Origin of the sequence: Duganella sp. CT11-25 (assembly GCF_047302815.1) — a bacterium.
Taxonomy (GTDB): Bacteria; Pseudomonadota; Gammaproteobacteria; order Burkholderiales; family Burkholderiaceae_D; genus Rugamonas.
In genome coordinates this window covers 6,626,156-6,648,481 of the sequence record NZ_JBKBFD010000001.1, presented here as the reverse complement: position 1 = coordinate 6,648,481, position 22,326 = coordinate 6,626,156, and the positions used below count along the sequence as shown (strand labels likewise).

28 protein-coding genes are annotated in these 22,326 nt (G+C 65.0%); 15 read left to right on the top strand and 13 right to left on the bottom strand.

Translation table 11 applies throughout. From position 1 onward, the window contains the following. Positions 1–8 precede the first annotated feature (8 nt). Positions 9–653 carry an SAM-dependent methyltransferase gene (locus tag ACEN9F_RS28960; RefSeq protein WP_413425821.1) on the bottom strand — a complete coding sequence of 215 codons (645 nt, stop codon included), beginning with the start codon at positions 651–653 and terminating at the stop codon, positions 9–11. A gap of 163 nt (positions 654–816) precedes the next feature. On the opposite strand from ACEN9F_RS28960, the gene ACEN9F_RS28955 reads away from it, so the two are divergent. Next, the gene (locus tag ACEN9F_RS28955; RefSeq protein ID WP_413425819.1) at positions 817–1,599 is read left to right on the top strand and encodes a head GIN domain-containing protein; all 783 of its coding nucleotides are present in this window, start codon (positions 817–819) and stop codon (positions 1,597–1,599) included. Positions 1,600–1,717: 118 nt separating this feature from the next. Then, positions 1,718–3,004 carry an amidohydrolase family protein gene (locus ACEN9F_RS28950; RefSeq protein ID WP_413425817.1) on the top strand — a complete coding sequence of 429 codons (1,287 nt, stop codon included), beginning with the start codon at positions 1,718–1,720 and terminating at the stop codon, positions 3,002–3,004. On the opposite strand, the gene ACEN9F_RS28945 is transcribed toward ACEN9F_RS28950, so the two are convergent. The 4 genes from ACEN9F_RS28945 to purU are packed head-to-tail and all read right to left on the bottom strand — an operon-like array spanning position 3,005 to position 5,378. Further along, positions 3,005–3,487, bottom strand: a complete 483-nt coding sequence (locus ACEN9F_RS28945; protein ID WP_413425815.1) for a YcnI family protein — start codon at positions 3,485–3,487, stop codon at positions 3,005–3,007. Between the two features lie 13 nt (positions 3,488–3,500). After that, complete coding sequence (locus ACEN9F_RS28940) at positions 3,501–3,938, bottom strand: copper chaperone PCu(A)C (RefSeq protein WP_413425813.1); 438 nt, start codon at positions 3,936–3,938, stop codon at positions 3,501–3,503. A 14-nt stretch (positions 3,939–3,952) separates the two neighbouring features. Further along, positions 3,953–4,495, bottom strand: coding sequence for a YaeQ family protein (locus tag ACEN9F_RS28935; RefSeq protein WP_413425811.1), 543 nt, complete (start codon positions 4,493–4,495; stop codon positions 3,953–3,955). 13 nt (positions 4,496–4,508) lie between these two features. Beyond that, on the bottom strand, positions 4,509–5,378 hold the full coding sequence (gene purU / locus ACEN9F_RS28930; protein ID WP_413425809.1) for a formyltetrahydrofolate deformylase: 870 nt from the start codon (positions 5,376–5,378) through the stop codon (positions 4,509–4,511). 125 nt (positions 5,379–5,503) lie between these two features. Here purU and ACEN9F_RS28925 point away from each other — a divergent pair, with 125 nt between their 5' ends. The 3 genes from ACEN9F_RS28925 to ACEN9F_RS28915 all read left to right on the top strand — a co-directional run bounded on the left by ACEN9F_RS28925 (position 5,504) and on the right by ACEN9F_RS28915 (position 7,597). Continuing rightward, the gene (locus tag ACEN9F_RS28925; protein WP_413425808.1) at positions 5,504–6,532 is read left to right on the top strand and encodes an NADP-dependent oxidoreductase; all 1,029 of its coding nucleotides are present in this window, start codon (positions 5,504–5,506) and stop codon (positions 6,530–6,532) included. Between the two features lie 133 nt (positions 6,533–6,665). Beyond that, on the top strand, positions 6,666–7,121 hold the full coding sequence (gene phaP / locus ACEN9F_RS28920; RefSeq protein ID WP_413425806.1) for a TIGR01841 family phasin: 456 nt from the start codon (positions 6,666–6,668) through the stop codon (positions 7,119–7,121). Positions 7,122–7,237: 116 nt separating this feature from the next. Further along, positions 7,238–7,597: a KGG domain-containing protein gene (locus ACEN9F_RS28915; protein ID WP_413425804.1), complete on the top strand. Its 360-nt coding sequence runs from the start codon at positions 7,238–7,240 to the stop codon at positions 7,595–7,597. Positions 7,598–7,601: 4 nt separating this feature from the next. Here the strand turns inward: ACEN9F_RS28915 and ACEN9F_RS28910 are convergent, their stop codons facing one another. Next, positions 7,602–7,811, bottom strand: a complete 210-nt coding sequence (locus ACEN9F_RS28910; protein ID WP_413425802.1) for an inositol monophosphatase family protein — start codon at positions 7,809–7,811, stop codon at positions 7,602–7,604. Between the two features lie 25 nt (positions 7,812–7,836). Further along, positions 7,837–8,745 carry an AraC family transcriptional regulator gene (locus ACEN9F_RS28905; protein WP_413427212.1) on the bottom strand — a complete coding sequence of 303 codons (909 nt, stop codon included), beginning with the start codon at positions 8,743–8,745 and terminating at the stop codon, positions 7,837–7,839. A gap of 191 nt (positions 8,746–8,936) precedes the next feature. Between ACEN9F_RS28905 and ACEN9F_RS28900 the strand changes: the two genes are divergently transcribed. Next, positions 8,937–9,770, top strand: coding sequence for an oxidoreductase (locus ACEN9F_RS28900; protein WP_413425800.1), 834 nt, complete (start codon positions 8,937–8,939; stop codon positions 9,768–9,770). Here the strand turns inward: ACEN9F_RS28900 and ACEN9F_RS28895 are convergent. The 4 genes from ACEN9F_RS28895 to modA are packed head-to-tail and all read right to left on the bottom strand — an operon-like array spanning position 9,767 to position 12,677. Continuing rightward, complete coding sequence (locus ACEN9F_RS28895; protein ID WP_413427210.1) at positions 9,767–10,558, bottom strand: TOBE domain-containing protein; 792 nt, start codon at positions 10,556–10,558, stop codon at positions 9,767–9,769. The genes ACEN9F_RS28900 and ACEN9F_RS28895 overlap by 4 nt on opposite strands. Positions 10,559–10,560: 2 nt before the next feature. Then, positions 10,561–11,238, bottom strand: coding sequence for a sulfate/molybdate ABC transporter ATP-binding protein (locus ACEN9F_RS28890; protein ID WP_413425798.1), 678 nt, complete (start codon positions 11,236–11,238; stop codon positions 10,561–10,563). 2 nt (positions 11,239–11,240) lie between these two features. Continuing rightward, positions 11,241–11,927 carry a molybdate ABC transporter permease subunit gene (gene modB / locus ACEN9F_RS28885; RefSeq protein ID WP_413425796.1) on the bottom strand — a complete coding sequence of 229 codons (687 nt, stop codon included), beginning with the start codon at positions 11,925–11,927 and terminating at the stop codon, positions 11,241–11,243. Further along, the gene (modA, locus tag ACEN9F_RS28880; RefSeq protein WP_413425794.1) at positions 11,928–12,677 is read right to left on the bottom strand and encodes a molybdate ABC transporter substrate-binding protein; all 750 of its coding nucleotides are present in this window, start codon (positions 12,675–12,677) and stop codon (positions 11,928–11,930) included. A 126-nt stretch (positions 12,678–12,803) separates the two neighbouring features. Between modA and ACEN9F_RS28875 the strand changes: the two genes are divergently transcribed. The 8 genes from ACEN9F_RS28875 to ACEN9F_RS28840 all read left to right on the top strand — a co-directional run bounded on the left by ACEN9F_RS28875 (position 12,804) and on the right by ACEN9F_RS28840 (position 18,247). Next, positions 12,804–13,421 (top strand): GbsR/MarR family transcriptional regulator, encoded by a 618-nt coding sequence (locus tag ACEN9F_RS28875; RefSeq protein ID WP_413425792.1) that lies wholly within the window; start codon positions 12,804–12,806, stop codon positions 13,419–13,421. Then, positions 13,421–13,618 carry a cytochrome oxidase putative small subunit CydP gene (gene cydP, locus ACEN9F_RS28870; RefSeq protein WP_413425790.1) on the top strand — a complete coding sequence of 66 codons (198 nt, stop codon included), beginning with the start codon at positions 13,421–13,423 and terminating at the stop codon, positions 13,616–13,618. Before ACEN9F_RS28875 ends, cydP begins: the two co-directional genes overlap by 1 nt. Beyond that, a complete protein-coding gene (locus ACEN9F_RS28865; RefSeq protein ID WP_413425788.1) occupies positions 13,615–15,168 on the top strand; it encodes a cytochrome ubiquinol oxidase subunit I in 1,554 nt (517 codons plus the stop codon). Before cydP ends, ACEN9F_RS28865 begins: the two co-directional genes overlap by 4 nt. Continuing rightward, positions 15,168–16,310, top strand: a complete 1,143-nt coding sequence (cydB, locus tag ACEN9F_RS28860) for a cytochrome d ubiquinol oxidase subunit II (protein ID WP_413425786.1) — start codon at positions 15,168–15,170, stop codon at positions 16,308–16,310. Before ACEN9F_RS28865 ends, cydB begins: the two co-directional genes overlap by 1 nt. Positions 16,311–16,320: 10 nt before the next feature. Further along, positions 16,321–16,467 carry a cytochrome bd-I oxidase subunit CydX gene (gene cydX / locus ACEN9F_RS28855; protein ID WP_413425784.1) on the top strand — a complete coding sequence of 49 codons (147 nt, stop codon included), beginning with the start codon at positions 16,321–16,323 and terminating at the stop codon, positions 16,465–16,467. Further along, positions 16,464–17,273 (top strand): AraC family transcriptional regulator, encoded by an 810-nt coding sequence (locus ACEN9F_RS28850; RefSeq protein WP_413425782.1) that lies wholly within the window; start codon positions 16,464–16,466, stop codon positions 17,271–17,273. The genes cydX and ACEN9F_RS28850 overlap by 4 nt, the downstream gene beginning before the upstream one ends. A gap of 42 nt (positions 17,274–17,315) precedes the next feature. Further along, positions 17,316–17,675: a cupin domain-containing protein gene (locus tag ACEN9F_RS28845; RefSeq protein WP_413425780.1), complete on the top strand. Its 360-nt coding sequence runs from the start codon at positions 17,316–17,318 to the stop codon at positions 17,673–17,675. Between the two features lie 62 nt (positions 17,676–17,737). Next, complete coding sequence (locus tag ACEN9F_RS28840) at positions 17,738–18,247, top strand: YgjP-like metallopeptidase domain-containing protein (RefSeq protein ID WP_413425778.1); 510 nt, start codon at positions 17,738–17,740, stop codon at positions 18,245–18,247. 70 nt (positions 18,248–18,317) lie between these two features. Here the strand turns inward: ACEN9F_RS28840 and ACEN9F_RS28835 are convergent, their stop codons facing one another. Then, complete coding sequence (locus ACEN9F_RS28835) at positions 18,318–18,986, bottom strand: PEP-CTERM sorting domain-containing protein (protein WP_413425776.1); 669 nt, start codon at positions 18,984–18,986, stop codon at positions 18,318–18,320. Between the two features lie 488 nt (positions 18,987–19,474). Here ACEN9F_RS28835 and ACEN9F_RS28830 point away from each other — a divergent pair, with 488 nt between their 5' ends. Next, on the top strand, positions 19,475–20,992 hold the full coding sequence (locus tag ACEN9F_RS28830) for a sigma 54-interacting transcriptional regulator (protein WP_413425774.1): 1,518 nt from the start codon (positions 19,475–19,477) through the stop codon (positions 20,990–20,992). On the opposite strand, the gene ACEN9F_RS28825 is transcribed toward ACEN9F_RS28830, so the two are convergent. Continuing rightward, positions 20,967–22,247: a hypothetical protein gene (locus ACEN9F_RS28825; protein ID WP_413425772.1), complete on the bottom strand. Its 1,281-nt coding sequence runs from the start codon at positions 22,245–22,247 to the stop codon at positions 20,967–20,969. The genes ACEN9F_RS28830 and ACEN9F_RS28825 overlap by 26 nt on opposite strands. Between the last annotated feature and the right edge of the window lie 79 nt (positions 22,248–22,326).

The window sequence follows — 22,326 nt, the reverse complement described above, 5'->3', positions numbered from 1 at the left end:
AAACTTTTTCAGCTGCGTACCTTCGGATATTTGAAGCCGGTGCGCAAGTCCATGCTGAAGCGCTGCTTGCCTTCGGTGACCACCACGTGGTCGGGCGGCTCCTCGCCGGCCAGCGGGCGATAGAACAGCGGCAAGCCCTCGCCCTTGCGGATCAGGTCGTCGCAGCGCTCGTAGACGTTGGGGCAGCCGGTTTCGGCCAGCAGCGCCTGCACGATGGGGATCTTCCAGGCCTCGACGCCGGCCGACTGGAACTGGCAGATCAGATAACCCTGGACGCCGCCCCAGCTGTCGACCAGCAGGCCGGACAAGCCGTCCTCGTCGCCGCGCACCACCGGCACCAGGTCGTTGGGGCCGGCCGCGCGCACGCTGGCGGCGCGCTTGGCGATGGCGGCCTTGACGCGGCGCTTGATCATCGCGTGGTCGACCGGCTCGTCTTCCTTGTAGGTCCAGATGCGGGCGCTGATCTGCGACTTGGCATTGTAGGCGGCGCGGCCGATGAACTGGCGCGACGAGGTCTGCACGGTCGCGGTGGCGCCGGGCTTGTTCTTTTCCTGGGGCTTGCCGTCGACTTTGTCGATCGCGGAGGCGTAGATCAAGGGGTCGCCGGCCAGCAGGCTCTTTTCCTTGCCCTGTTTGATGGTGATGATAAGCATGTGATTCCAGTGTGACGTTGTAGGCCGAATGATACCTCATGCGCCGTTGGTTCCCGCCAGTACGCATTCTGCCCCGCCCAGGCTGCAATCCGTCGCAGCCGGGTTTCGCGCCGCGGCGCGAGTCCGTAGTATCCATGCTAAATACACCACCGAGGAGAGCACCATGACCACCCCAGCCGTCCGCAACATCCTGCGCACTCTGTTCCTGGCCACCGGCCTGCTGGCGATCGCCGCCCCGATGAACGCCGCCACGGCCGGCCCGCTGAGCTGGCTCGGCGGCGGCGAGCGCGTCCAGGGCAGCGGCAAGATCGTCAAGCAGAACCGCGAGCTGGGCCATTTCACCGCGCTGGCCACCAGCGTCAGCGGCAATGTGGAGATCCGCACGGGCGGCACCGAAAGCGTCAGCATCGAGTCCGACGACAACATCGTGCCGCTGATCGAGACGGTGATCGAGGACGGCACGCTGCGCATACGCCCGGTGAAACGGAATATGAACCTGGAGACGCGCAACATGAAGATCGTGGTGCAAGTCCGCGCGCTGGACCGGGTGGCGGTGGCGGGCTCCGGCTCGCTGGATGCCGACAGCCTGAAAGGCGAGAGCCTGACGTTCGACGTCGGCGGCTCGGGCTCGATCACTGTCCGCAACCTGCAAAGCGAATCGGTGACGATCGCCCTGGGCGGCAGCGGCAACCTGAAAGTGGGCGGCAACACCGAGCGCCTGCAAGTGTCGATCGGCGGCTCGGGGCGCGTGCAGGCCGGGCAACTGGTGGCGCGCACCGCCGCGGTCAGCATCGGCGGCTCGGGACAGGCGACGGTGTGGGCGGTGAAGTCGCTGAACCTGAGCGTGGCCGGTTCCGGCGACATCGCCTACTACGGCGACCCGTCGGTCAGCAAGAGCGTCATGGGCTCGGGCACCATCAAACGCATCGGCGGCGCGCCGCAATAAGTGACCGTTGCCGGTTTGATCAACAATATTGTGGCGTTCAACCTTATTGACGAGTACGCTTGTCGGCGAGCTTGGTTTGGCTCTCCTCAACAAGATGCTTACTTTTAGGGAGAAATACTTGAACGTCATCGCCTCGTCACTCCGCCGTGCTGTTGCGCTACCCGCGCTCCTGCTGGCTTGCGCAGCAACCCACGCCGCCCCCGATACCGTCGTCGCCGTCAAGGCCGCCCACATGCTCGATGTCCGCAGCGGCGCGCTGGTCGACAACGCCGTGGTCCTGATCAGCGGCGAACGCATCACCGCCGCCGGCAGCAAGCTGGCCATCCCGGCCGGCGCCCAGGTCATCGACCTCGGCAACAAGACCCTGCTACCCGGCCTGATCGACATGCACACCCACATCACCGGCCGTCCGGAAGACGCGGGCTACGGCATCATCGCCAAATCGATCCCGCGCATCACGCTGACCGGCGCCCGGAACGCGCTGGTCACGCTGCGCGCCGGCTTCACCACCATCCGCGACGTCGGCGCCGACGGCTACGCCGACATCGGCCTGCGCGACGCCATCAACGACGGCGACGTGCCAGGCCCGCGCATCGCCGCCTCCGGCCCGGCGCTGGGCATCACCGGCGGCCACTGCGACGACACCATGCACGCGCCCGAATACAAGGCCACCGCGCTCGGCGTGGCCGACGGCGTCGACGAGGCGCTCAAGGTCACCCGCCGCAACATCAAGTACGGCGCCGACGTCATCAAGATCTGCGCCACCGGCGGCGTGCTGTCCTTCGGCGACGACCCGCGCACCTCGCAGTACACGCTGGAGGAATTGAAAGCCATCATCGGCGACGCCCACCGCCTCGGCCGCAAGACCGCCGCCCACGCGCACGGCGGCGAAGGCATCAAGCTGTCGGTGCTGGCCGGCATCGATTCGATCGAGCACGGTTCCTACATCGACGACGAAGGCATCAAGCTGATGAAGGAGCACAAGACCTACCTGGTGCCGACGCTGTACCTGGGCGACTGGCTGATCGAGAACGCCGAAGCGATCAAGCTGCCCAAGCCGCTGCTGGAAAAAGCCAAGGTGGTGTTGCCGCAGGCGCGCATCAACATCGGCCGCGCCATCAAGGCCGGCGTGCCGATCGCCTTCGGCACCGATGCCGCGGTCTACCCGCACGGCCTGAACGCGCGCGAGTTCGCGGTGCTGGTCAAGCTGGGGATGACGCCGATCCAGGCGATCCGCACGGCCACGCTGAACGCCAGCGACCTGCTGGGCTGGACCGACCGGGTGGGCGCGATAGAAGCGGGCAAGTTCGCCGACCTGATCGCCGTCGACGGCGAGCCGCTGAAAGATGTCCGCGCCCTGGAGCAAGTCCAGTGGGTGATGAAAGGCGGCGCGGTGGTGCAGTAATCAGTGGACGTGGTTCGGCGTTTCCGCCGGTGCCGGCAAGACTTCCAGCACCGGTGCCGGCGCTTTCAGTTTGCCGCCGGCCTCGTTGGCGATCTCATCCCAGGCGACGCTGGTCTTGCCGCATTGCTGCTCGATGCGGAAATACAGCTTGCCCGGCTCGGCCGGCAACTTGAGCTGCACCACGAATTCGTCAAAGTACGCGTCCGGCAGCGCGCCGCCGTTCCAGCGGATTTCGTGCAGGGCTTCGCGGTCGATCACGTCGATCTTCCAGCCCGCCTTGGGCATGGGCTTGGCGGCGGTGGCGTTTTCCGGCAGCGTCACGGTCAGGCCGGTGGTGGCCTTGCCGTCGCAGCCGTGGCCGACGCGGAAGGCCAGCTTCTGGTAGGTGCCGGCGATGCCGGTCGCGGTGTCCAGCGTGACGTGCGCCTGCGCCGCCGAGGCCGACGATAGCGCCAGCGCCAGCAGGATGGAAGTGGTTTTCATCGCTACCCCTTGATTATTGTGGGTTGTACGTCAGCGCCTTCACCGTCACGTCGAGCGCGACGGTGTCGGTGCGGTTGCCCTTCTTGCGTATCACCAGCGTGACCGGCACGGTCTCGCCTTCCTTCAACTGCCGCTTCAGGTCCATCAGCATGACGTGATAGCCGCCCGCCGCCAGGTTGACCGTCTGCCCGGCCGGCAAGGCGATGGCGTCGACCGCGTGCATGCGCATCATCTGGCCGTCCATCCGCATCTGATGGATCTCGGCCACGCCCGCCACGCTGGAGCGCACCGCGACCAGCTGCGCGTCCTGCATGGACTTGATCTGCATGAACAAGCCGCTGGTCCTGGCCGACGGCACGGTGGCGCGTATCCACGCCTCCCGCACGTCGACCTGGGCCAGCGCGGCCGGCACCGAGGCCGCCATCCACATCGCGAGGAGGATCTTCTTCATCGGACCATTATAGATCAGCGCTCGGCCTTCAAGGTCTCGCGGCCGACTTCCACCGTGGTGGTGCCGTCGGTCAGCCAGATCTGGCCGTCCTGGATCGTGCATTGCAGCTGCATCGTGCGCTGTGCCATCTTGGCCAGCTGCTCGGTGGCGTCGGAATCCAGGTTGATCACAGTCAGGTTCTTGCAGCGCTCGACCTTGTTGGCCAGGCTCTTCCACCAGATATGGCTGGTGGCAGCATAGCTGTACACATAGACATGCGCCGAACGGCCGCAAGCCTTGAGGATCACCTTCTCGTCCGGCTGGCCGACTTCGATCGACAGCTCGATGGCGCCGGTCAGGTCCTTCTGCCACAGGTCCGGCTCCTCAACGTCGAACAGGCCCTTGGTGAAGCTCAGCGCCTCGTTGGCGTGGATCGCGAAGGCGATCAGGCGCACCATCATCCGTTCGTCGGTTTCGGACGGGTGGCGCGCCAGGGTCAGCGCCTGGGTTTCGTAGAAATTGCGGTCCATGTCCGCAATTTGTAAATCAGCTTTGTAGATTGTTGCTTTGAGGGCCATCTGAATTCCGGGGTTATTTAAAGACGACGGTCTTGTCGCCGTTCTGCAAAATGCGGTGTTCGACAAACCACTTGACCGCGCGCGCCAGCACCACGCACTCGACGTCGCGGCCGATGGCCGACAGCGTCTCGGCATCCATCGAATGGTCGACGCGCTCGACGTCCTGCTCGATGATCGGGCCTTCGTCCAGGTCGCCGGTGACGAAGTGGGCGGTCGCGCCGATCAGCTTGACGCCGCGGTGATGCGCCTGCGCATACGGCTTGGCGCCCTTGAAGCTCGGCAGGAAGGAATGGTGAATATTGATCGCCTTCCCTTTCAGCGCCGTGCACAGGCCCGGCGACAGGATTTGCATGTAGCGCGCCAGCACCACCAGGTCGATCTTGTGCGTGTTCATCAGCTCGATGATCTTGGTTTCCTGCGCTAGCTTGGCTTCCTGCGGCGCGCCGGTGGCCAGCGGCAAGTGATGGAATGGAATATTGTAGCTGGCGGCCAGCTGGTAGAAGTCCATGTGGTTCGACACGATGGCGGGAATCTCCACCGGCAGCAAGCCGCTCTTGTAGCGGAACAGCAGGTCGTTCAGGCAATGGCCGATCTTCGACACCATCAGCATCACGCGCGGCTTGTAGTGCGCGTCGCGCAGTTCCCAGTCCAGCTTCATGTCCGCCGCCAGCAGGCCGAAATCGGCGCGCAGCAGGTCGTCGTTGATGTTGCTGTCCTCGAGGGAGAAATGCACGCGCATGAAGAACAGCTTGGACTCGCCGTCGCCGAACTGCGCGGAGTCGATGATGTTGCAGCCGTGGTCGGCAAGGAAACCCGACACGCGATGAACGATTCCGCGCTGATCCAGGCAAGAGAGAGTCAAAATGTATTCGGGATTGCTCATGGCCACCATAGTGAGAGGTCAAACAAGGAGCGGTATTGTCGCACGGCTGGGCGGACACGACAAAAATAGCACGATCGTGCAATTTGAGATATAGTCATCCCCACCCTCTTTCCGGAGATATAAAAATGACGAATCACGAGACAAACCTGCAATTCCGCCTGGCCGCCCGGCCGGTCGGCATGGTCAAGGACAGCGACTGGCAACAGGTCAGCGAGCCGCTGCGCGCGCTGGCCGACGGCGAGATCCTGGTCAAGGTGCTGTACCTGTCGCTCGACCCGGCCATGCGCGGCTGGATGAACGACGCCAAATCCTATATCCGCCCGGTGGCCATCGGCGAGGTGATGCGCGCCGGCGGCGTCGGCGTGGTGCTGGAATCGAAGTCGCCCAAGTTCGCGGCCGGCGACCATGTCTCCGGCGGCACCGGCGTGCAGCGCTTCTGGATCGGCGCGGCCGACGACAAGAGCGCCAGCTTCCACAAGATCGATCCGAAGCTGGCGCCGCTGACCACCTATATGAACACGCTCGGCATGCCCGGCATGACGGCCTACTTCGGCCTGCTCGAATCGGGCCAGCCGAAAGCCGGCGAGACGGTGGTGGTGTCCGGCGCGGCCGGCGCGGTCGGCCAGACCGTGGGCCAGGTCGCCAGGCAACTGGGCTGCCGCGTGGTCGGCATCGCCGGCGGCAAGGACAAGTGCGACTTCGTGGTCAACCAGCTCGGCTTCGACGCCTGCATCGACTACAAGGGCGGCTCGGTCAAGGACGGCCTCAAGCAGCATTGCCCGCAGGGCGTGGACGTCTACTTCGACAACGTCGGCGGCGAAATCCTCGACACCGTGCTGACCCGCATCAACCTCAAGGCGCGCATCGTCATCTGCGGCGCCATCTCGCAGTACAACAACACCACGCCGGTCAAGGGGCCGGCCAACTACCTGTCGCTGCTGGTCAACCGCGCGCGCATGGAAGGCATCGTCGTCTTCGACTACGCCGACCGCTACCACCTGGGCGTGGCCGCGCTGGGCCAATGGCTCAAGGAAGGCAAGATCACCAGCAAGGAAGACATTGTGCAGGGCCTCGAGAATTTCCCGCAAGCCTTGAACATGCTGTTTGAAGGCAAGAACTTCGGCAAGCTGGTGCTGCAGGTCGCGCCGGCCTAACCCCGAATGTCGGCACTGACACCGTAAAAAGAGGCGGAACCTTCCGCCGTCCTCAGCGTCTATCCATGTGCTGCACGCACCGCCGGGCTGACAGCCCGGCGTTTTCTATCATGGATCACAACGAGGGCCAACCATGTTTCCGCAATTTATACCGCAAGTCGTACATCCCGCAATCAAGTCGCACATCGAGATCCTGGTCACCTTTTACACCGACCTGGCGCAACGCGCGCTGGAGGCCATACAAAGCCTGAGCGAGTTGAACATGCAGCTGGGACGCGACCTGATCGCCGAAGTCGGCGCCAACAGCCAGCGCCTGATGGCCAGCAAGGACGCCGCGCAACTCGGTTCGGCCATCGGCGCGCATCTCGCTCCGGGCAGCGATTCGCTGAGCAACTACCAGCGCCATCTGGCCGAGGTCTTGAGCCGCACCAACTCCAGCATGGCGCAAACGGCGGCCACCCACATGCCGGCCGTGAGCCGCTCGGTCACCACGCTGGCCGAGGAATTCCTGCACGAGGCGCGCGAGCAGACCGCGCGCGCCGCCGAGAAAATAGCCCAGTACCAACCACCCAGCCAGATGCGGCACTAACTGTCTTGGCGTTAGTGGAACTTCCTACAATCTTGCACCTCTAACCATGCAGAGCAGCCGGCCAGCCTGGCCGGTCTGCCGACCCGTCGGAATCCGCACTCTATCAGGAGGTATCTATGGCCAGCAACACAGGGAACGATCAGGGCAAGCCAAAAGGCACTGCCAAGCGCGGCTTCGCCGCAATGGATGAAGCGACCCAGCGCAGCATCGCCAGCAAGGGCGGACAGGCCGCCCACCAGAAAGGCACGGCGCATGAATTCGATTCGGAAGAAGCACGCCGCGCCGGCCAGAAAGGCGGCGAGGCTGTCAGCCGCGACCGCGAACACATGGCGCAAATCGGCCGCAAAGGGGGCGAGAGCCGCCAGTCCGCAGCCAGGGCCAACGCCGAAAAGAATGCCGCCAGCTCGCACAGCGTCGGCTCCGAACAATCATCCAAGGGAGGCAACCGCCAAAGCAGCAAGCCCGCCGATAGCTGATTCCCTACGCCACCATCACGTCTTGTAGACGCAGCAGCAAGGATGCATGCACCGCTGGCGGCGCAGCGGCGATACTCAACGACGCCAGGCCATATGGCGCGCCATCGGCCTGCGTCGCTACACCACCCGCCTCGCGTACCAGCAAGGCGCCACTCATACAGTCGACACTGTTTTCACCGAACGCCCAGAACGCATCCAGCCGGCCGCACGCCACGCTGGCTCAGCCAGTTCTCGAACGGCTAATGGGCCGCGACATACCACGGCGACGGCTGCGGGTCGGGCACGGCGAAGGTCTTGCGCATGCGTTCGACCTCCTCGACCGGACTGCGCCCGAACAGGCGCTTGAATTCGCGACTGAACTGGGAGGCGCTTTCGTAGCCGACCTGCGCGCAGGCTGCCGCGATGGAGATGTCATTGCGCATCATCAGCAACCTCGCCTGGTGCAGCCGCGTCGATTTCAGGTACTGCATCGGCGAGGTACCGGTGACCGCCTTGAAGTGGTGATGAAAGGTGGCCACGCTCATATTGGCCTCGCCCGCCAGCTGATCGACATCCAGCGCCTCGCTGAAGGACGCGTGGATCTTGCGCAGCGTCCGCGCGATCGCCGCAAAGCGGCCCTGCTGCATCAGGGCCGCCAACATCGCCGCGCCCTGCCCGCTGGTCAATACGCGGAAGTATATTTCGCGCATCAACGCCCGCCCCAGCATGGCCGTCTCCAGCGGATCGGCCATCGCTTCAAGGAAACGCAGTACTGAGACACCAAGGCGTTCGTCCATCGCGGTCGATAACATGCCCACCGGTTCCGCCTGCACTGCGTATCCCTGCCGCTCCAGCTCCAGCAGCAGGTCGGCGGTGAGTTGGAAATCCAGTCGCAAGTAGATTGCCAGCAGCGGTTCGTCCGCGCTGGCCTCGGTCTCCATCGAGAACGGCACCGGCACCGAAACCGCCAGGTAGTGCTGGGCGTCATAGACATACACCTGCTCGCCAAGAAAGCCGCGCTTGCGCCCCTGGCAGACGATGACGATGCCGGGCTCGTAGAGCACAGGCGTGCGGCCCAAGGGACGGTTCGAGCGTAGGAAGCGCACCTCCGGCAACGCGGTCAGGTTATAGCCCTCCACCGGCGCCAGCCGTTCCATCAATGCCACCATGCGCCGCTGCAGTTGTTTCACGAAAGCCCCTGAAATCCGATCAGGGCGATTGTAAGCCTGAAACGCGGCCATGCGCTCCGGCTCACCCCGTTACCCAGAGTATCAGGCAAACAAAGCAGAGCTTCCGACATAGCCCCACCGTGGCGCCGTGACTAATATGGCTGCTCATCATTGATTGCAAAGGACGCAGCATGAGCAAGACATTTTTTATCACCGGCGTCAGCAGCGGCTTCGGCCGCGCCCTGGCGCAAGCCGCACTGGCCGCCGGCCACAAGGTCATCGGCACCGTGCGCAGCGAACCGGCGCGCGTAGCGTTCGAAGCCGGCCTGCCCGGCCGCGCCTTCGGCTACGTGCTCGACGTCGCGCAGTTCGACGCCATCGATGGCGTGGTCGCACAAGCGCAGGCCGCCGCCGGGCCTGTGGACGTGCTGGTCAACAATGCCGGCTACGGCCACGAGGGCATCATGGAAGAATCGCCGCTGGACGAAATGCGCCGCCAGTTCGACGTCAACGTATTTGGCGCGGTGGCGACGATGAAGGCCTTCCTGCCCCACTTCCGCGCGCGCCGCAGCGGCCATATCGTCAACATCACGTCGATGGGCGGCTTCATCACCATGCCGGGCATCGCCTACTATGCGGGCAGCAAGTTTGCGCTGGAGGGCATTTCAGAAGTGGTCGGCAAAGAGGTGCGGCAATTCGGCGTGCATGTCACCGCCGTGGCGCCCGGCTCTTTCCGCACCGATTGGGCCGGACGCTCGATGGTGCGGTCGGAACGCAGCATCGCCGACTACGACCAGCTGTTCGATCCTATCCGCGACGCGCGCGCGCAGCGCAGCGGCAAGCAGCCGGGCGATCCGGCCAAGGCGGCGCAGGCCATCCTGGCATTGGTCGACAGCCCCGAGCCGCCGGCGCACTTGCTGCTCGGCAGCGACGCGCTGTCGCTGGTGCGAGACAAGCTCACCCAGTTGTCGGGCGAATTCGGCGCCTGGGAAACGCTGACCCGCTCGACCGACGCCGACGCTTAGGCCGGCGTGCCGACGATGACGCTGGAGGCCTTGAAGATCGCAGTGGCTTCGCCGCCCACTTCCAGGCCCAGCGCACCGCTGCTGGCGCGCGTGACGATGGCGGCGATCACGCCGCCGCCCGGCAGCTCGATGCTCACTTCGGTGTTGACGGCGCCGGTCTGCACGCGCGTGACCTTGCCCGTCAGCTGGTTGCGCGCCGACAAACGGGCCGCACCCAGTTCCGTCACCACGATCACCGACGACGCCTTGACCAGCGCAAACGCTTCGGCGCCGACGACCAGGCTCAGGCTGTCGCTGCTGTCGCGCGTGATGGTGGCGACGATGTGCTGGCCGCCGACGATCTCCAGCGTGACCTCGTCGTTGACCGCGCCCTCTTTCAAGGCCACCACCTTGCCGCTGAACTGGTTGCGCGCGCTGGTCTTCATCTTCATCCTCTGTATCAGCAAAAAATCGTCGGCCAGCGCATGCGACTGACTGCTCAAATGGGCGATGAACTGGCGGTGCGCCTCGTCGACCTTGCGGAAATTCTCCACCAGCTGCGCGCCGCGCCGTGTCAGCCGCGTACCGCCGCCGCCCTTGCCGCCCGCAGCGCGCTCGACCAGCGGCTCGCCGGCCAGATTGTTCATCGCCTCGATCGCGTCCCACGCGCCCTTGTAGCTCATGCCGACCGCCTTGGCCGCGCCGGTGATCGAGCCTTGCGCCTCGATGGCGGCCAGCAATTCGACGCGGTCGTGGCCGCCCAGCTTCTGGCCGTCGATGGTCAGCCAGACATTGCCCTGCAGTTCCATGGTCATGATGCCTCCGTCGGTGTGATGCGGCCGTTTTCCATGCGCAGCACATGCTCGCCGAAGACACGCACATCTTCCGGATCGTGGGTAATCAGCATCATGGGGATGGCCAGCCGGCGCTGCAAGGCGTCCAGCTCCGCGCGCATGCGCTCGCGCAGGCCGGGGTCCAGCGCGGCGAACGGCTCGTCCAGCAGCAGGGCCGACGGCTGCGGCGCCAGCGCGCGCGCCAGCGCCACCCGCTGCCGCTGTCCTCCGGACAACTGGTGTGGATACTGCTGCGCCACGTGATCCAGCTCGAACGCCTGCAGCCAGTAGCCGATGCGCTGTCCATCCACGCGCGACAGCGGATTGCGCCAGCCGCGCTGCAGGCCGAAGCCGATGTTCTGCCGCACGTTCAAGTGCGGAAACAGCGCGTAATCCTGGAACAGATAACCGACCCGCCGCTGCTGCGACGCGACGTCGATGCCGCCGTTGCTGTTGAACAGGCTGCGCCCCGCCAATTCGATGCGGCCCCTGTCCGGCGTCATCAAGCCGGCCACCGCCTTCAGCAGCTGGCTCTTGCCGGCGCCGGACGGGCCGTAGATCACCACGCGCGGACTGGCCGATTCAAAGCGCACGTCCAGCTGGAAGGTGCGCGTATCGGACCGCAGGGTCTTGCTGATGTCGACTTTGATCTGCATGTTCATGCCTGCGGGTTGCGGTTGGGCGTCAGCTTGTTGGCCGTGATCAGCACGGTGATGCAGACTACCGAGGTGATGATGACCAGCAGGTTGGCGCTGTCGTCCTGCCCGGCCTGCACGGCTTCGTAGACGGCGATCGACAGCGTCTGCGTCTTGCCGGGGATGCTGCCGGCCACCATCAGGGTCGCGCCGAACTCGCCCATCGAGCGCGCGAACGCCAGCAAGGCGCCGCCCAGCACGCCGCGCCAGGCCAGCGGCAGGGTCACGCGCAAAAACACGCCGAAGGCGGACACGCCCAATACCCGCGCGGCCTGCTCCAGCTGTGTATCGACGGTCTCAAAGGCCGCGCGCGCGCCCTTGAGTACCAGCGGAAACGCCACCACGGCCGCCGCGATCACCGCGGCCTGCCAGGTGAAAATCAGGTTGATGCCGAAGGTCTGCTGCAGCCAGTGCCCGATCACGCCGTTGCGGCCGATGATCACCAACAGGTAATAGCCCAGCACGGTCGGCGGCATCACCATCGGCAAGGTCAGCACGGCATCCAGCAATTCGCGGCCGGGAAAGCGCTTGCGTGCCAGCAGGTAACCGAGCGCCACGCCGAACACCAGGTCCAGCAAGGTGGCCCAGCAGGCCACCTTCAACGACAGGCGCAGCGCGATCCACGCCGGTTCGGCAAAGAACTGTTCCACTTACGGACGGCCGAAACCGTACCTGGCCAGAATCGCCTGGCCGGCCGGCGCCAGCACGAAGTCGACAAACCTGCGGCCGGCCGCGGCCTGCGGGCCGGCGGCGATCGCCGCGATCGGATAGCTGACCGGCGTTTCGGTCGGCACGGTGGCGACGACCTTGACCTTGTCCTTGATGAGGGCGGCGTCGGTGGCATAGACGAAACCGGCGTCCACTTCGCCGCGCGACACATAGTCCAGGCTCTGGCGCACCGAGGTGCCGTAGATCATCTTGGCTTCGAGCGCGGACCACAGCCTGGCCTGCTCCAATGCGGCCTTGGCGTAGCGGCCCACCGGCACGCTGGCCGGGTTGCCCGTCGTCACGCGGGTGACGGCGGCCTGCTGCAGATCGGCCGGCCCCTTGATCGCATGCGTGCCGGCGACCGGCACGATCAGCACCAGGCTGTTGGTGGCGAAGTTCTTGCGGGTGCCGGCGGCCAGCAGCTTGAGGCCGTCGGCCTTGTCCATCGCATCCTGGTCGGCCGAGGCGAACACGTCCACCGGCGCGCCCTTGGCGATCTGCTGCACCAGCGGATCGGAAGCGGCGAAGTTGAATTGCACCTTGTCGCCCGCGTTCTGCTGTTCGTAGGCCGCGCCGATTTCCTTGAAGGCGTTGGTCAGGCTGGCCGCCGCCGACACCGTGATATCCGCCGCCGACGCCGCCACGCCCAATGCCATCAGTACGACCGCCACACCCGCATTCAAAGCTCGCATCCATTTCTCCCTGATCAGTGAAACCGCAATAAAGTCGATTATATAGCGATACGTGCCTGTGCACACAAGCAAGAAACCTTCTATAATTTCAGTAATTACTGAAAATTCAAAAACAAGGAAAGATTCATGAGCCCAGTTACGCCCGTCAATGTCGCCCCCCTCACGCCGCTGGCCCAGCGCTTCATCATGCACTTCGGCGAAATGGGCAGCCGCTGGGGCATCAACCGCACCGTCGGCCAGATCTACGCCCTGCTCTACGTCAGCGCCAAGCCGCTGAACGCCGATGAAATCGCCGAATCGCTGTCGTTCTCGCGCTCCAACGTCTCGATGGGCCTGAAGGAGCTGCAATCGTGGCGCCTGGTCAAGCTGCTGCACCAGCCGAACGACCGCCGCGAATACTTCGAACCGCCGAAGGATATCTGGGACATCTTCAAGGCGCTGCTGGAGGAACGCCGCCGCCGCGAAGTCGAGCCGACGCTGTCGATGCTGCGCGACGCGCTGCTGGAAACCCCGGCCGGCGAGGCCGACCGCGTCGCCCAGGAGCGCATGCGCGAGATGTACAACCTGATCGAGCTGTCCAGCTCCTGGTTCGACGACGTCCAGCGCCTGTCGCCGGAAACCCTGGCCTCGCTGATGAAAATGGGCTCCACCGTCAAGAAGCTGCTCGATGTCGGCGAAACCGTGCGCGACACTTTTCGATTCGGGCGTAACGTCGAAGACACCGCCTCCGACAAGGATAAATAATGACAACGCGCCGGCTACATGGTTCCTCGCTTGCGCTGGCCATCACGCTGGCATTGCTGCTGAAAGTCCTGATCCTGTACGGGCTGTGGAGCGCCTTCTTCTCCCGCCCCCAGGTCAAGCACATGCGGATGCCGACCGCCCAGGTCGAACAGCATCTGCTCGCCCCCACGCCACCACCATCTGAAAGAAAACAATGAGTCCGCTCGACGACGTCGTCAGTCTGTCGCGGCTGCAGTTTGCCGCCACAGCGATGTACCACTTCCTGTTCGTTCCCCTCACCCTCGGCCTGTCGTGGATCCTGGTCATCATGGAATCGGTCTACGTCATGACCGGCAAGGAAATCTACAAGGACATGACCCGCTTCTGGGGCAAGCTGTTCGGCATTAACTTCGCCATGGGCGTGACCACCGGCATCACGCTGGAATTCCAGTTCGGCACCAACTGGGCCTATTACTCGCACTACGTCGGCGACATCTTCGGCACGCCGCTGGCGATCGAAGGCATGATGGCCTTCTTCCTCGAATCGACCTTTGTCGGCCTGTTCTTCTTCGGCTGGAGCAGGCTGTCGAAAGTGCAGCACCTGGGCGTGACCTTCCTGGTGGCGCTGGGTTCGAGCCTGTCGGCCTTGTGGATACTGATCGCCAACGGCTGGATGAACCACCCGGTCGGCGCCGAGTTCAACTTCGAGACCATGCGCATGGAGCTGGTCAGCATCGCCGACGTGATCTTCAATCCGGTGGCGCAGGTCAAGTTCGTGCACACGGTGGCGGCCGGCTATGTGACGGCGTCGGTCTTCGTGCTCGGCGTCTCGGCCTTCTACTTGCTCAAGGCGCGCGACGTGCCCTTCGCGCTGCGCTCGTTCGCGATCGCGGCCGGCTTCGGGCTGGCCTCGACCTTGTCGGTGATCGTGCTCGGCGACGAATCGGGCTACACCGTCGGCGAGGTCAACCAGGTCAAGCTGGCGGTCATCGAGGCCGAATGGGAAACCCAGCCCGCGCCGGCCGGCATCACCGTGTTCGGCATGCCGAACGAGGCCACCCAAAGCACCGACTACGAAGTCAAGATCCCCTACATGCTGGGCTTGATCGCGACACGTTCGACCGACAGGGAAGTCACCGGCATCAAGCAGCTCAAGCAAAGCAACGAGGCGCGCATCCGCAACGGCATGCACGCCTACGCCGCGCTGACGCGCCTGAAGTCGGGCGACAAATCGCCGGAGGCGCGCGCCGCCTTCAAGGCGCTGCAGGACGACCTCGGCTACGGCCTGCTGCTGAAGAAGTACGCGCCCAATGTGGTCGACGCCACCGAGGCGCAGATCAGGATGGCCGTCAACGACACGGTGCCGAAAGTGGCGCCGGTGTTCTGGGCGTTCCGCATCATGGTCGGGCTGGGCATGCTGTTCCTGCTGCTGTTCAGCTGCTCGTTCTACTTCCTGGTACGCAAGCGCTTGGCCCGGCAGCGCTGGCTGCTGAAGCTGGCGGTGATCGCCATTCCGCTGCCATGGGTCGCCGCCGAGCTGGGCTGGATCGTGGCCGAATACGGCCGCCAACCCTGGACCATCGCCGGCATCCTGCCCACGCACCTGTCGGCATCGACGCTGTCGGCGGGCAATCTGTACTTCAGCCTGGCCGGTTTCATCGGTTTCTACACGCTGCTGCTGGTGATCGAAATGACCTTGATGATCAAGTTCGCCCGCCAGGGGCCGAGCAGCCTCCACACCGGAAAATATCACTGGGAAAAAGCATAATGTTATTCGACTATGAAACCTACAAGCTGATCTGGTGGGCGCTGGTCGGCGTGCTGCTGATCGGCTTTGCGCTGACCGACGGCTTCGACTTCGGCATCGGCATGTCGCTGCCCTTCCTCGGCAAGAACGACACCGAGCGGCGCGTCATCATCAACACCATCGGCCCGACCTGGGAAGGCAACCAGACCTGGTTCATCGCCGCCGGCGGCTGTTTGTTCGCGGCCTGGCCGCTGGTGTATGCGGCGGCCTTCTCCGGCTTCTACATCGCGCTGATGCTGTGCCTGTTCGCGCTGTTCTTCCGCCCGGTCGGCTTCGATTACCGCAGCAAGATCGCCGACCCGCGCTGGCGCAACACCTGGGACTGGTGCCTGTTCGTCGGCGGATTCGTGCCGCCGCTGATCTTCGGCATCGCCTTCGGCAACCTGCTGCAGGGCGTGCCCTTCCGCTATGACGACAGCATGCGGCTGGAGTACACCGGCAACTTCCTCGACCTGCTCAATCCCTTCGGCCTGCTGGCGGGCGCGCTCAGCGTGACCATGCTGGCCATGCACGGCGCCACCTATCTGCAACAGAAGACGGACGGCGTCATCGCCGGCCGCGCGCGCCGCGTGGCGACGGGCGCGGCGGCGTTGACCATGCTGCTGTTCGCCGGCGCCGGCGTGTGGATCGCCACCGGCATCGACGGCTACCGCATCGGCGCCATGCCGGACGCCAACAGCGCCTTCATGCCGATCGCCAAGACGGTCGGGCGCGCCGCCGGCGCCTGGCTGGACAACTACCAGCGCTGGCCGTGGAGCGCAGCCCTCCCGGCCGCCGCCTTCGTCGGCGCCGCGCTGGTGATGCTGTTCAGCCTGCGCCGCATGACGCTGGCCGCCTTCCTGTCCAGCGGCCTGACGGTGGCGTCCATCATCCTGACGGCCGGCGCCGCCATGTTCCCGTTCGTCATGCCCTCCTCGCTCGCGCCCGGCAGCAGCCTGACCGCGTGGGACGCCGTGGCCAGCCACAAGAGCCTGGCCGTGATGTCCTGGGTGGTGGTCATCATGCTGCCCATCGTGGTCGGTTACACTGGCTGGGTCTACAGCGTGGTGCGCGGCAAGGTCACGGAAAAGCACATCCGTGAAAACGAACACACGGCATACTAAGGAGCACACTATGTGGTATTTCGCCTGGATACTCGGCGTCGGCTTTGCGCTGGCGGCCGCCATCATCAACGTCATGTGGCTGGAATCGAACTACGCCTTCGGCCAGCGCGACGAGGACGCCACCAGGGCCAGCTTCGAGAACGCCCGCAAGCGATGAGCGCGAAGGACTGGCTGCGGCGCGGCCATCAGGACGCCGGCATCGAGCGGGTGGAAGCCTTCTTCCAGGGCACGGCATACGCGCCGCACCGCCACGACACCTACGCCATCGGCCTGACGATGGCCGGCGTGCAATCGTTCCGCTACCGCTCGTCGATGCGCCATAGCCTGTCCGGCCACGCGCTGGTGCTGCATCCCGACGAATTGCACGACGGCCATGCCGGCAACGGCGACGGCTTCCACTACCGCATCGCCTACCTGGCGCCGGAGCTGCTGCAGCAAGTGCTGGGCGGCGCGCCGCTGCCGTTCATCGAAGGCGGCGTCTCATCCGATCCGCGGCTGACGCGCGCGGCCGGCGCGCTGCTGGCCGACTTCGACGCCCCGGCCCACTCCCTCCAGCAACAGGATGCCCTGCTCGACATCGCCACCGCGTTGCAGCGGGTCGGCGGCCAGCCCGTCCCGCGCGGCGGCGATTTCCGCGCCGCCTTCCTGGCCCGTGCATATATCCACGACGCGCTGCACACCAAATTGACGCTGGACGACCTGGCGCAGGCCGCAGGCCGCGACCGCTGGAGCCTGTCGCGCGACTTCCGCACCTTCTACGGCACCAGTCCGCACCGCTACGTCACCATGCGCCGCCTGGCGCTGGCCAAGACGCTGATGCTCAAGGGCCATCCGCTGGCCGACTGCGCCGCCCATGCCGGCTTTGCCGACCAAAGCCATCTGACACGGCATTTCGTGGCGGCCTACGGCATCGCGCCGGCACGCTGGCTGGGTTTGCACAAACGTTCAAGACTGCCGGTGTAAGCCACGCTAAGCTTGCCGCTCCCACTGACACAGGAGCCGTCCATGATCTCAACCCCCACCCAAGCCGCGGCCGCGCTGCAGGAGCATTGGTCGCCCCGCGTGATCGCCGAACTGGACGACAGCTACGTCAAGGTCGCCAAGGTGCTCGGATCGCTGGCCTGGCACAGTCACGAGCTGGAAGACGAGCTGTTCTTCATCCTCAAGGGGCGCTTGCGCATCGAGCTGGAGGCCGGGGCGGTGGAGCTGGCCGAAGGACAGATGTACGTGGTGCCGAAAGGCGTGCGCCACAATCCGGTGGCGGAGCAGGAATGCCTGATCATGCTGATCGAGAAAAAGGCCACGCTGCATACGGGCACGACGGTGACACCGAAAACCCGCTCCATCGAAGAGCAACTGGGGTAGACCCGGGCAGAGACGGCGGATGTGGTACATTCACGCCTCGCCTTGATTCCAGCCGTCCAGCCATGTCCTCCCTGAAGTACCTCAGCGCCTATTCCGAACAAACGCAGCAGCAAGTATCGCAGTTGATCGCCCAGAACAAGCTGGGCGAGGTGCTGCTCAAGCGCTACAGCAAGCCGCACGACCTGCGCACCGACCGCGCGCTGTACCAGTACGTGCAGGAATTGAAAAATGAATATTTGCGCAACGCCGAGCCGATCAACAAGGTCGAGTACGACAGCAAGATCCACGTGATCAACCACGCGCTGGGCTTGCACACCTCGATCTCGCGCGTGCAGGGCGGCAAGCTCAAGGCCAAGCACGAGATCCGCGTCGCCACCATGTTCAAGGAAGTGCCGCTGGAATTCCTGCGCATGATCGCCGTGCACGAGCTGGCCCACGTCAAGGAAAAGCAGCACGACAAGGCCTTCTACAAGCTGTGCACGTACATGGAACCGAATTACCACCAGTACGAATTCGACCTGCGCCTCTACCTGACGCAACTGGACACCGAAGGCCGCAAGCTCTGGGCGTAAAAAAACCGCGCTGCGGCGGTACGACGGCCTTGACCATCGCATGCGCACAGCGCGGCTTTTCCGGCAGCGGTCAGGCCGGCTTGCGGCGGCGCGCGACCAAGCCGATCAGGCCCAGCCCCGCCGCCAGCAGCGCATAGGTGTCCGGCTCGGGCACCGCGGCGACGTGGATGTTATCGACCAGGAAGTCGCGGTTGACCGCACCGTTTTCCGTCCAGGTGACCATCGACAGGTCGGTGAAGCTGGCGTTGAAGGCGAACGTGTTCCAGCTGCCGGTGAAGGAAAACGATTGCGATACGGTCCCCGACAGATCCGCCTTGGTGCCGACGAAGGTCACCGAGTAGTTTTGCCCGCCGGGTCCCAGCAGCTGGGCCAGGTCGATCGACTGCAGGTTGAAGGCGCTGCCGCCGGCATGGGTCAGCGTGGTCTTGGCGCCGACCGATGCGGCCATCGCATAGGAATCGGCGGCGGGCGTGTACAGCACGTTGACGGCATCCGGCGCGAACAGCGTGCTCGGCAATACGGGGGGCCCGATGGGGAATGGATTGGCAAGCGAACTTTGCATTTGGAAGCCATCTTCCAGATAGCTCACGCCAAAATACACGTCGACCGGTCCCGGCAAGTTGGTGTGGGTCAGCTGATTGATCGACGTGCTATCAAAGTCGATCACTGTTGCCTGCGCACTGGCGGCCGACAGCAAGGCCGCAGCGGCAGCTGCTTTAACGACGGTTACAGTTTTCAAGGTATTGACTCCAGAGTGATTTTTATTATTCAGGGCTGTTGCAGCCCGTCCCCTTTATCATCCGGCCCTTCGCACACGCCTTGAGACAGGCCTGATGGTTTTTCCAGTAAAACACAAAAGATGTCGAAACAACATAAACTGTTTTCATTTTATTATCGTTTGAAAACGGTACTGTTCAGTCCGAAAATGCTTGTGGGGCATGGCGCGCCCCCACAGCGATTTATGCTTTATGGCAACGTGGCGCAGCCGCTACAAAGTTAAAAGCAAGAATTCATCGGCCAGTGCAATGTTGACCGAAGCACCAACTTGCAAAATGGAATCTTGTGCGCCATTCCCCTTTACCGTCGGTGCCCAGCATTGGCAGGCGGTCCGTCCCGCCGGCAGCGGCGCCCGTGCCGGCGGCCACACCCGCGCGGGCGCGTGCTAAGCTTTTTACGGCGCAGCCTGCCGCCACCGCCCCACCACACCGCCATCAGGAGCACCCCGCCATGCAGGAAACCGATTGCACCATGACCTCGCCCCTGTCGGCGCTGCGCCAAGCTCCGCGTCCGCTGCTGACGCTGACCATCCTGTGGCATCCCGATCCGTCCCGCGCCGGCCAGCAATTCATCGGCCCCGACGGCACCGGCGAGATCGCGCTGGGGCGCTATGCGCCGCTATTCCAGGCGCCCGGCGGCACCGGCCAGGCACTCGACGAGCGCTGCGTCGCGCGCGACCCGCTGCGGCTGCGGCTGCGTGCCGACGGCGACGTCGACATCGCGGTGCCGGACAGCCGCATGGTGGTGGAGTTGAACGGCATGCCGCTGGCGGACGGCGCCCGCCTGGCGCGGGCCCAGGTCGACGCCGGCGCGGTGCTCAGCCTGGGCGGCCTGGTGCTGTTGTGCGTGCACTGGATGCACGGCCTGCCGCAGGCCAGCGCGATCACCAGCGTGCTGGGCGTGAGCAGCGCGGCCGTGCGCCTGCGCGCGCAGATCGCCCAGGTCGCGGCGACCGAGATGCCGGTGCTGCTGCTGGGCCAGACCGGCAGCGGCAAGGAAGTGGCGGCGCGCGCCATACACCAGGCCAGCCGCCGCGCCGGTGCGCCGCTGGTCTGCGTCAACATGGCCACCTTGAGCGAATCGCTGGCCGCCGCCGATTTGTTCGGCGCCGTGCGCGGCGCCTATACCGGCGCGCAAACGGCGCGCCCCGGCCTGTTTGCGGAAGCGGCCGGCGGCACCCTCTTCCTCGACGAGATCGGCGACACGCCGGCGCCCGTGCAACCCATGCTGCTGCGCGTGCTCGATAGCGGCGAATACCGGCCGCTGGGCGCGACGGCCAGCACGCGCAGCAGCGCGCGCCTGATCGCCGCCACCGACCGCGACCTGCAATCGGCCAGCTTCAACCAGCCTTTGCTGCGGCGGCTGGAAGCCTTTGTCATCGCCCTGCCCAGCCTGCGCCAGCGGCGCGAGGACATCGGCCTGCTGATCGCCCATTTCCTGGCGCAGGAAGACAGTCCGCCGCCGCCGGCGGCGCTGGTGGCCCAGCTGTGCCGCCATGACTGGCCCGGCAATATCCGCCAGCTGGCCCATGCCGTGCGGCGCATCGCCATCGGTCTGCGCGCGGGCGAGGTGCCCGCCTTCGACACCCTGGCCGGCGCCGCGCCGCCGATGCCGGCGGCGGCCGGCGCCGCCGCGCTCCCGCCGCGCGTCCGGCTTGCCGACCTGAGCGACCAGGACATCATCGATGCGCTGGACCAGCATGGCTGGGAAATTCAGGCCGCGGCGCAGGCGCTCGGCATGTCGCGGCCGTCGTTGTACAAACGCCTGGAGCAGCACCCGCGCATCCGCCGGGTGGAAACCATCCCCGCGGCGGAAATCGCCGAGGCGCTGCAGCTGGACCAGGGCGATCTGGCGCGCAGCGCGGCGCGCCTGCAAACCCCGCGCGAAGCGCTGCGCCGCCATTTGCGCGGGGTCGCCTTGGCGACCGGCCGGCCTGCCAGCCCTAGCGGCCCGAACCGATCAGGGTGAACGTCCCCAGGTTCAGGTTCAGCGGCTGCTGCGCGTACCGCGGCCCCACCTTGGCCACGGCGGCGGCGTCGGCATAGCTTGGATGGGCGGTGGCGACCACCCAGTCCATGCTCAGCTTGGCGGCGGCATTCACCGGCAGGCAGTTGCCGGCCGGATCTTGCAGCTTGATCTTCAGCGTACCTTCGTAGTTGGGCGGCAGCGTGACCAGGTGCGACAAGGTCTGGTTGGACGACACCACTTTCACGTCGCCGGTATCGAAGCCCAGCGCCGCATCGTCCGAGCGCAGGCGGATGGTCGAACCGAGCGGCACGTTCTGGCAGGCCAGGCTGAAGTTAAACACTTCGTGGCTGCCATCCTGGTTGAAGAAGGCCAGCTTGTCTTCCACGTGCAGTTGCGGATCCACGTTGTGCCAGGCGGCGCCGCCATTGTGCATGATCCAGTACATCGAATCGAAGTTGCCCTGCTGCCTGTCTTTCGGCGTGTTGGACGTGAAGTACTCGGTCGCCATCGCCGCGATCACGCAGACGTGGTCGGCGCTGACGGGGTTGAACTGGAAGCCCTCGGAGCAGCCGCGGTCGCCGACTTTCAACGGTCCGACCACGCCCTGCTGGTTGATCACCGTACCGACCTGCTTGGTCGGATCCTTGACGGTATTGCATTGTATCCAGGAGCTGGGCGGCTGGTTGAAGCCGCCGGAGCTGTAAAACATTTGCACGGTCGGCGTGAAGGCGCCCTTGAAATACGCGTTCTGCACGCGGGCGTAGATGTAGTTCTTGCCGATCTTGGGCTGCGCCCAGAAGGTGTCGTTCCAGTTGTTGATCAAGTTCTGCGGCAACAGTTCGCCGTCGCCGTTGCACACGATATCCAGGCTGGCGGTGAAATCGCCCACCACCGGCACGGCGCCGACGTCGTTGATGTTCTTGCGCAGCAGCGGACCGCGCCACTGCGCCACGGAGTTGGTGGCGTATTGCAGCGCCAGGCCGCGGTCCACGCCCAGGCCCTGCACCAGGTGCTGGGCCAGCACGGTGGGGTCGACCGAGGTGATGGTCCAGTAGGTGTCGATGTAGACCCCGCTGAACACGTCCGAGATATCCTGTATCGACAGGCGCGGGCTCATCGCCTGATAGATGTTGTACATGGCGACCGAATCGTCGGTGCCGGCCGCGTAGGCCGCGGCCGCCGCGTCCCACAGTTGCTGCAGGTTGTTGATATTATCCAGCGCGACGCCGGCGGTGATTTTCTGCTTGGTTTCCATGATCGATTCCTCTTGCTATGTGGCCTACTCAATTGCGCGGCAGGAGCTGCTGCGCTGGGCTTTTCGGCATCCGCCCGAC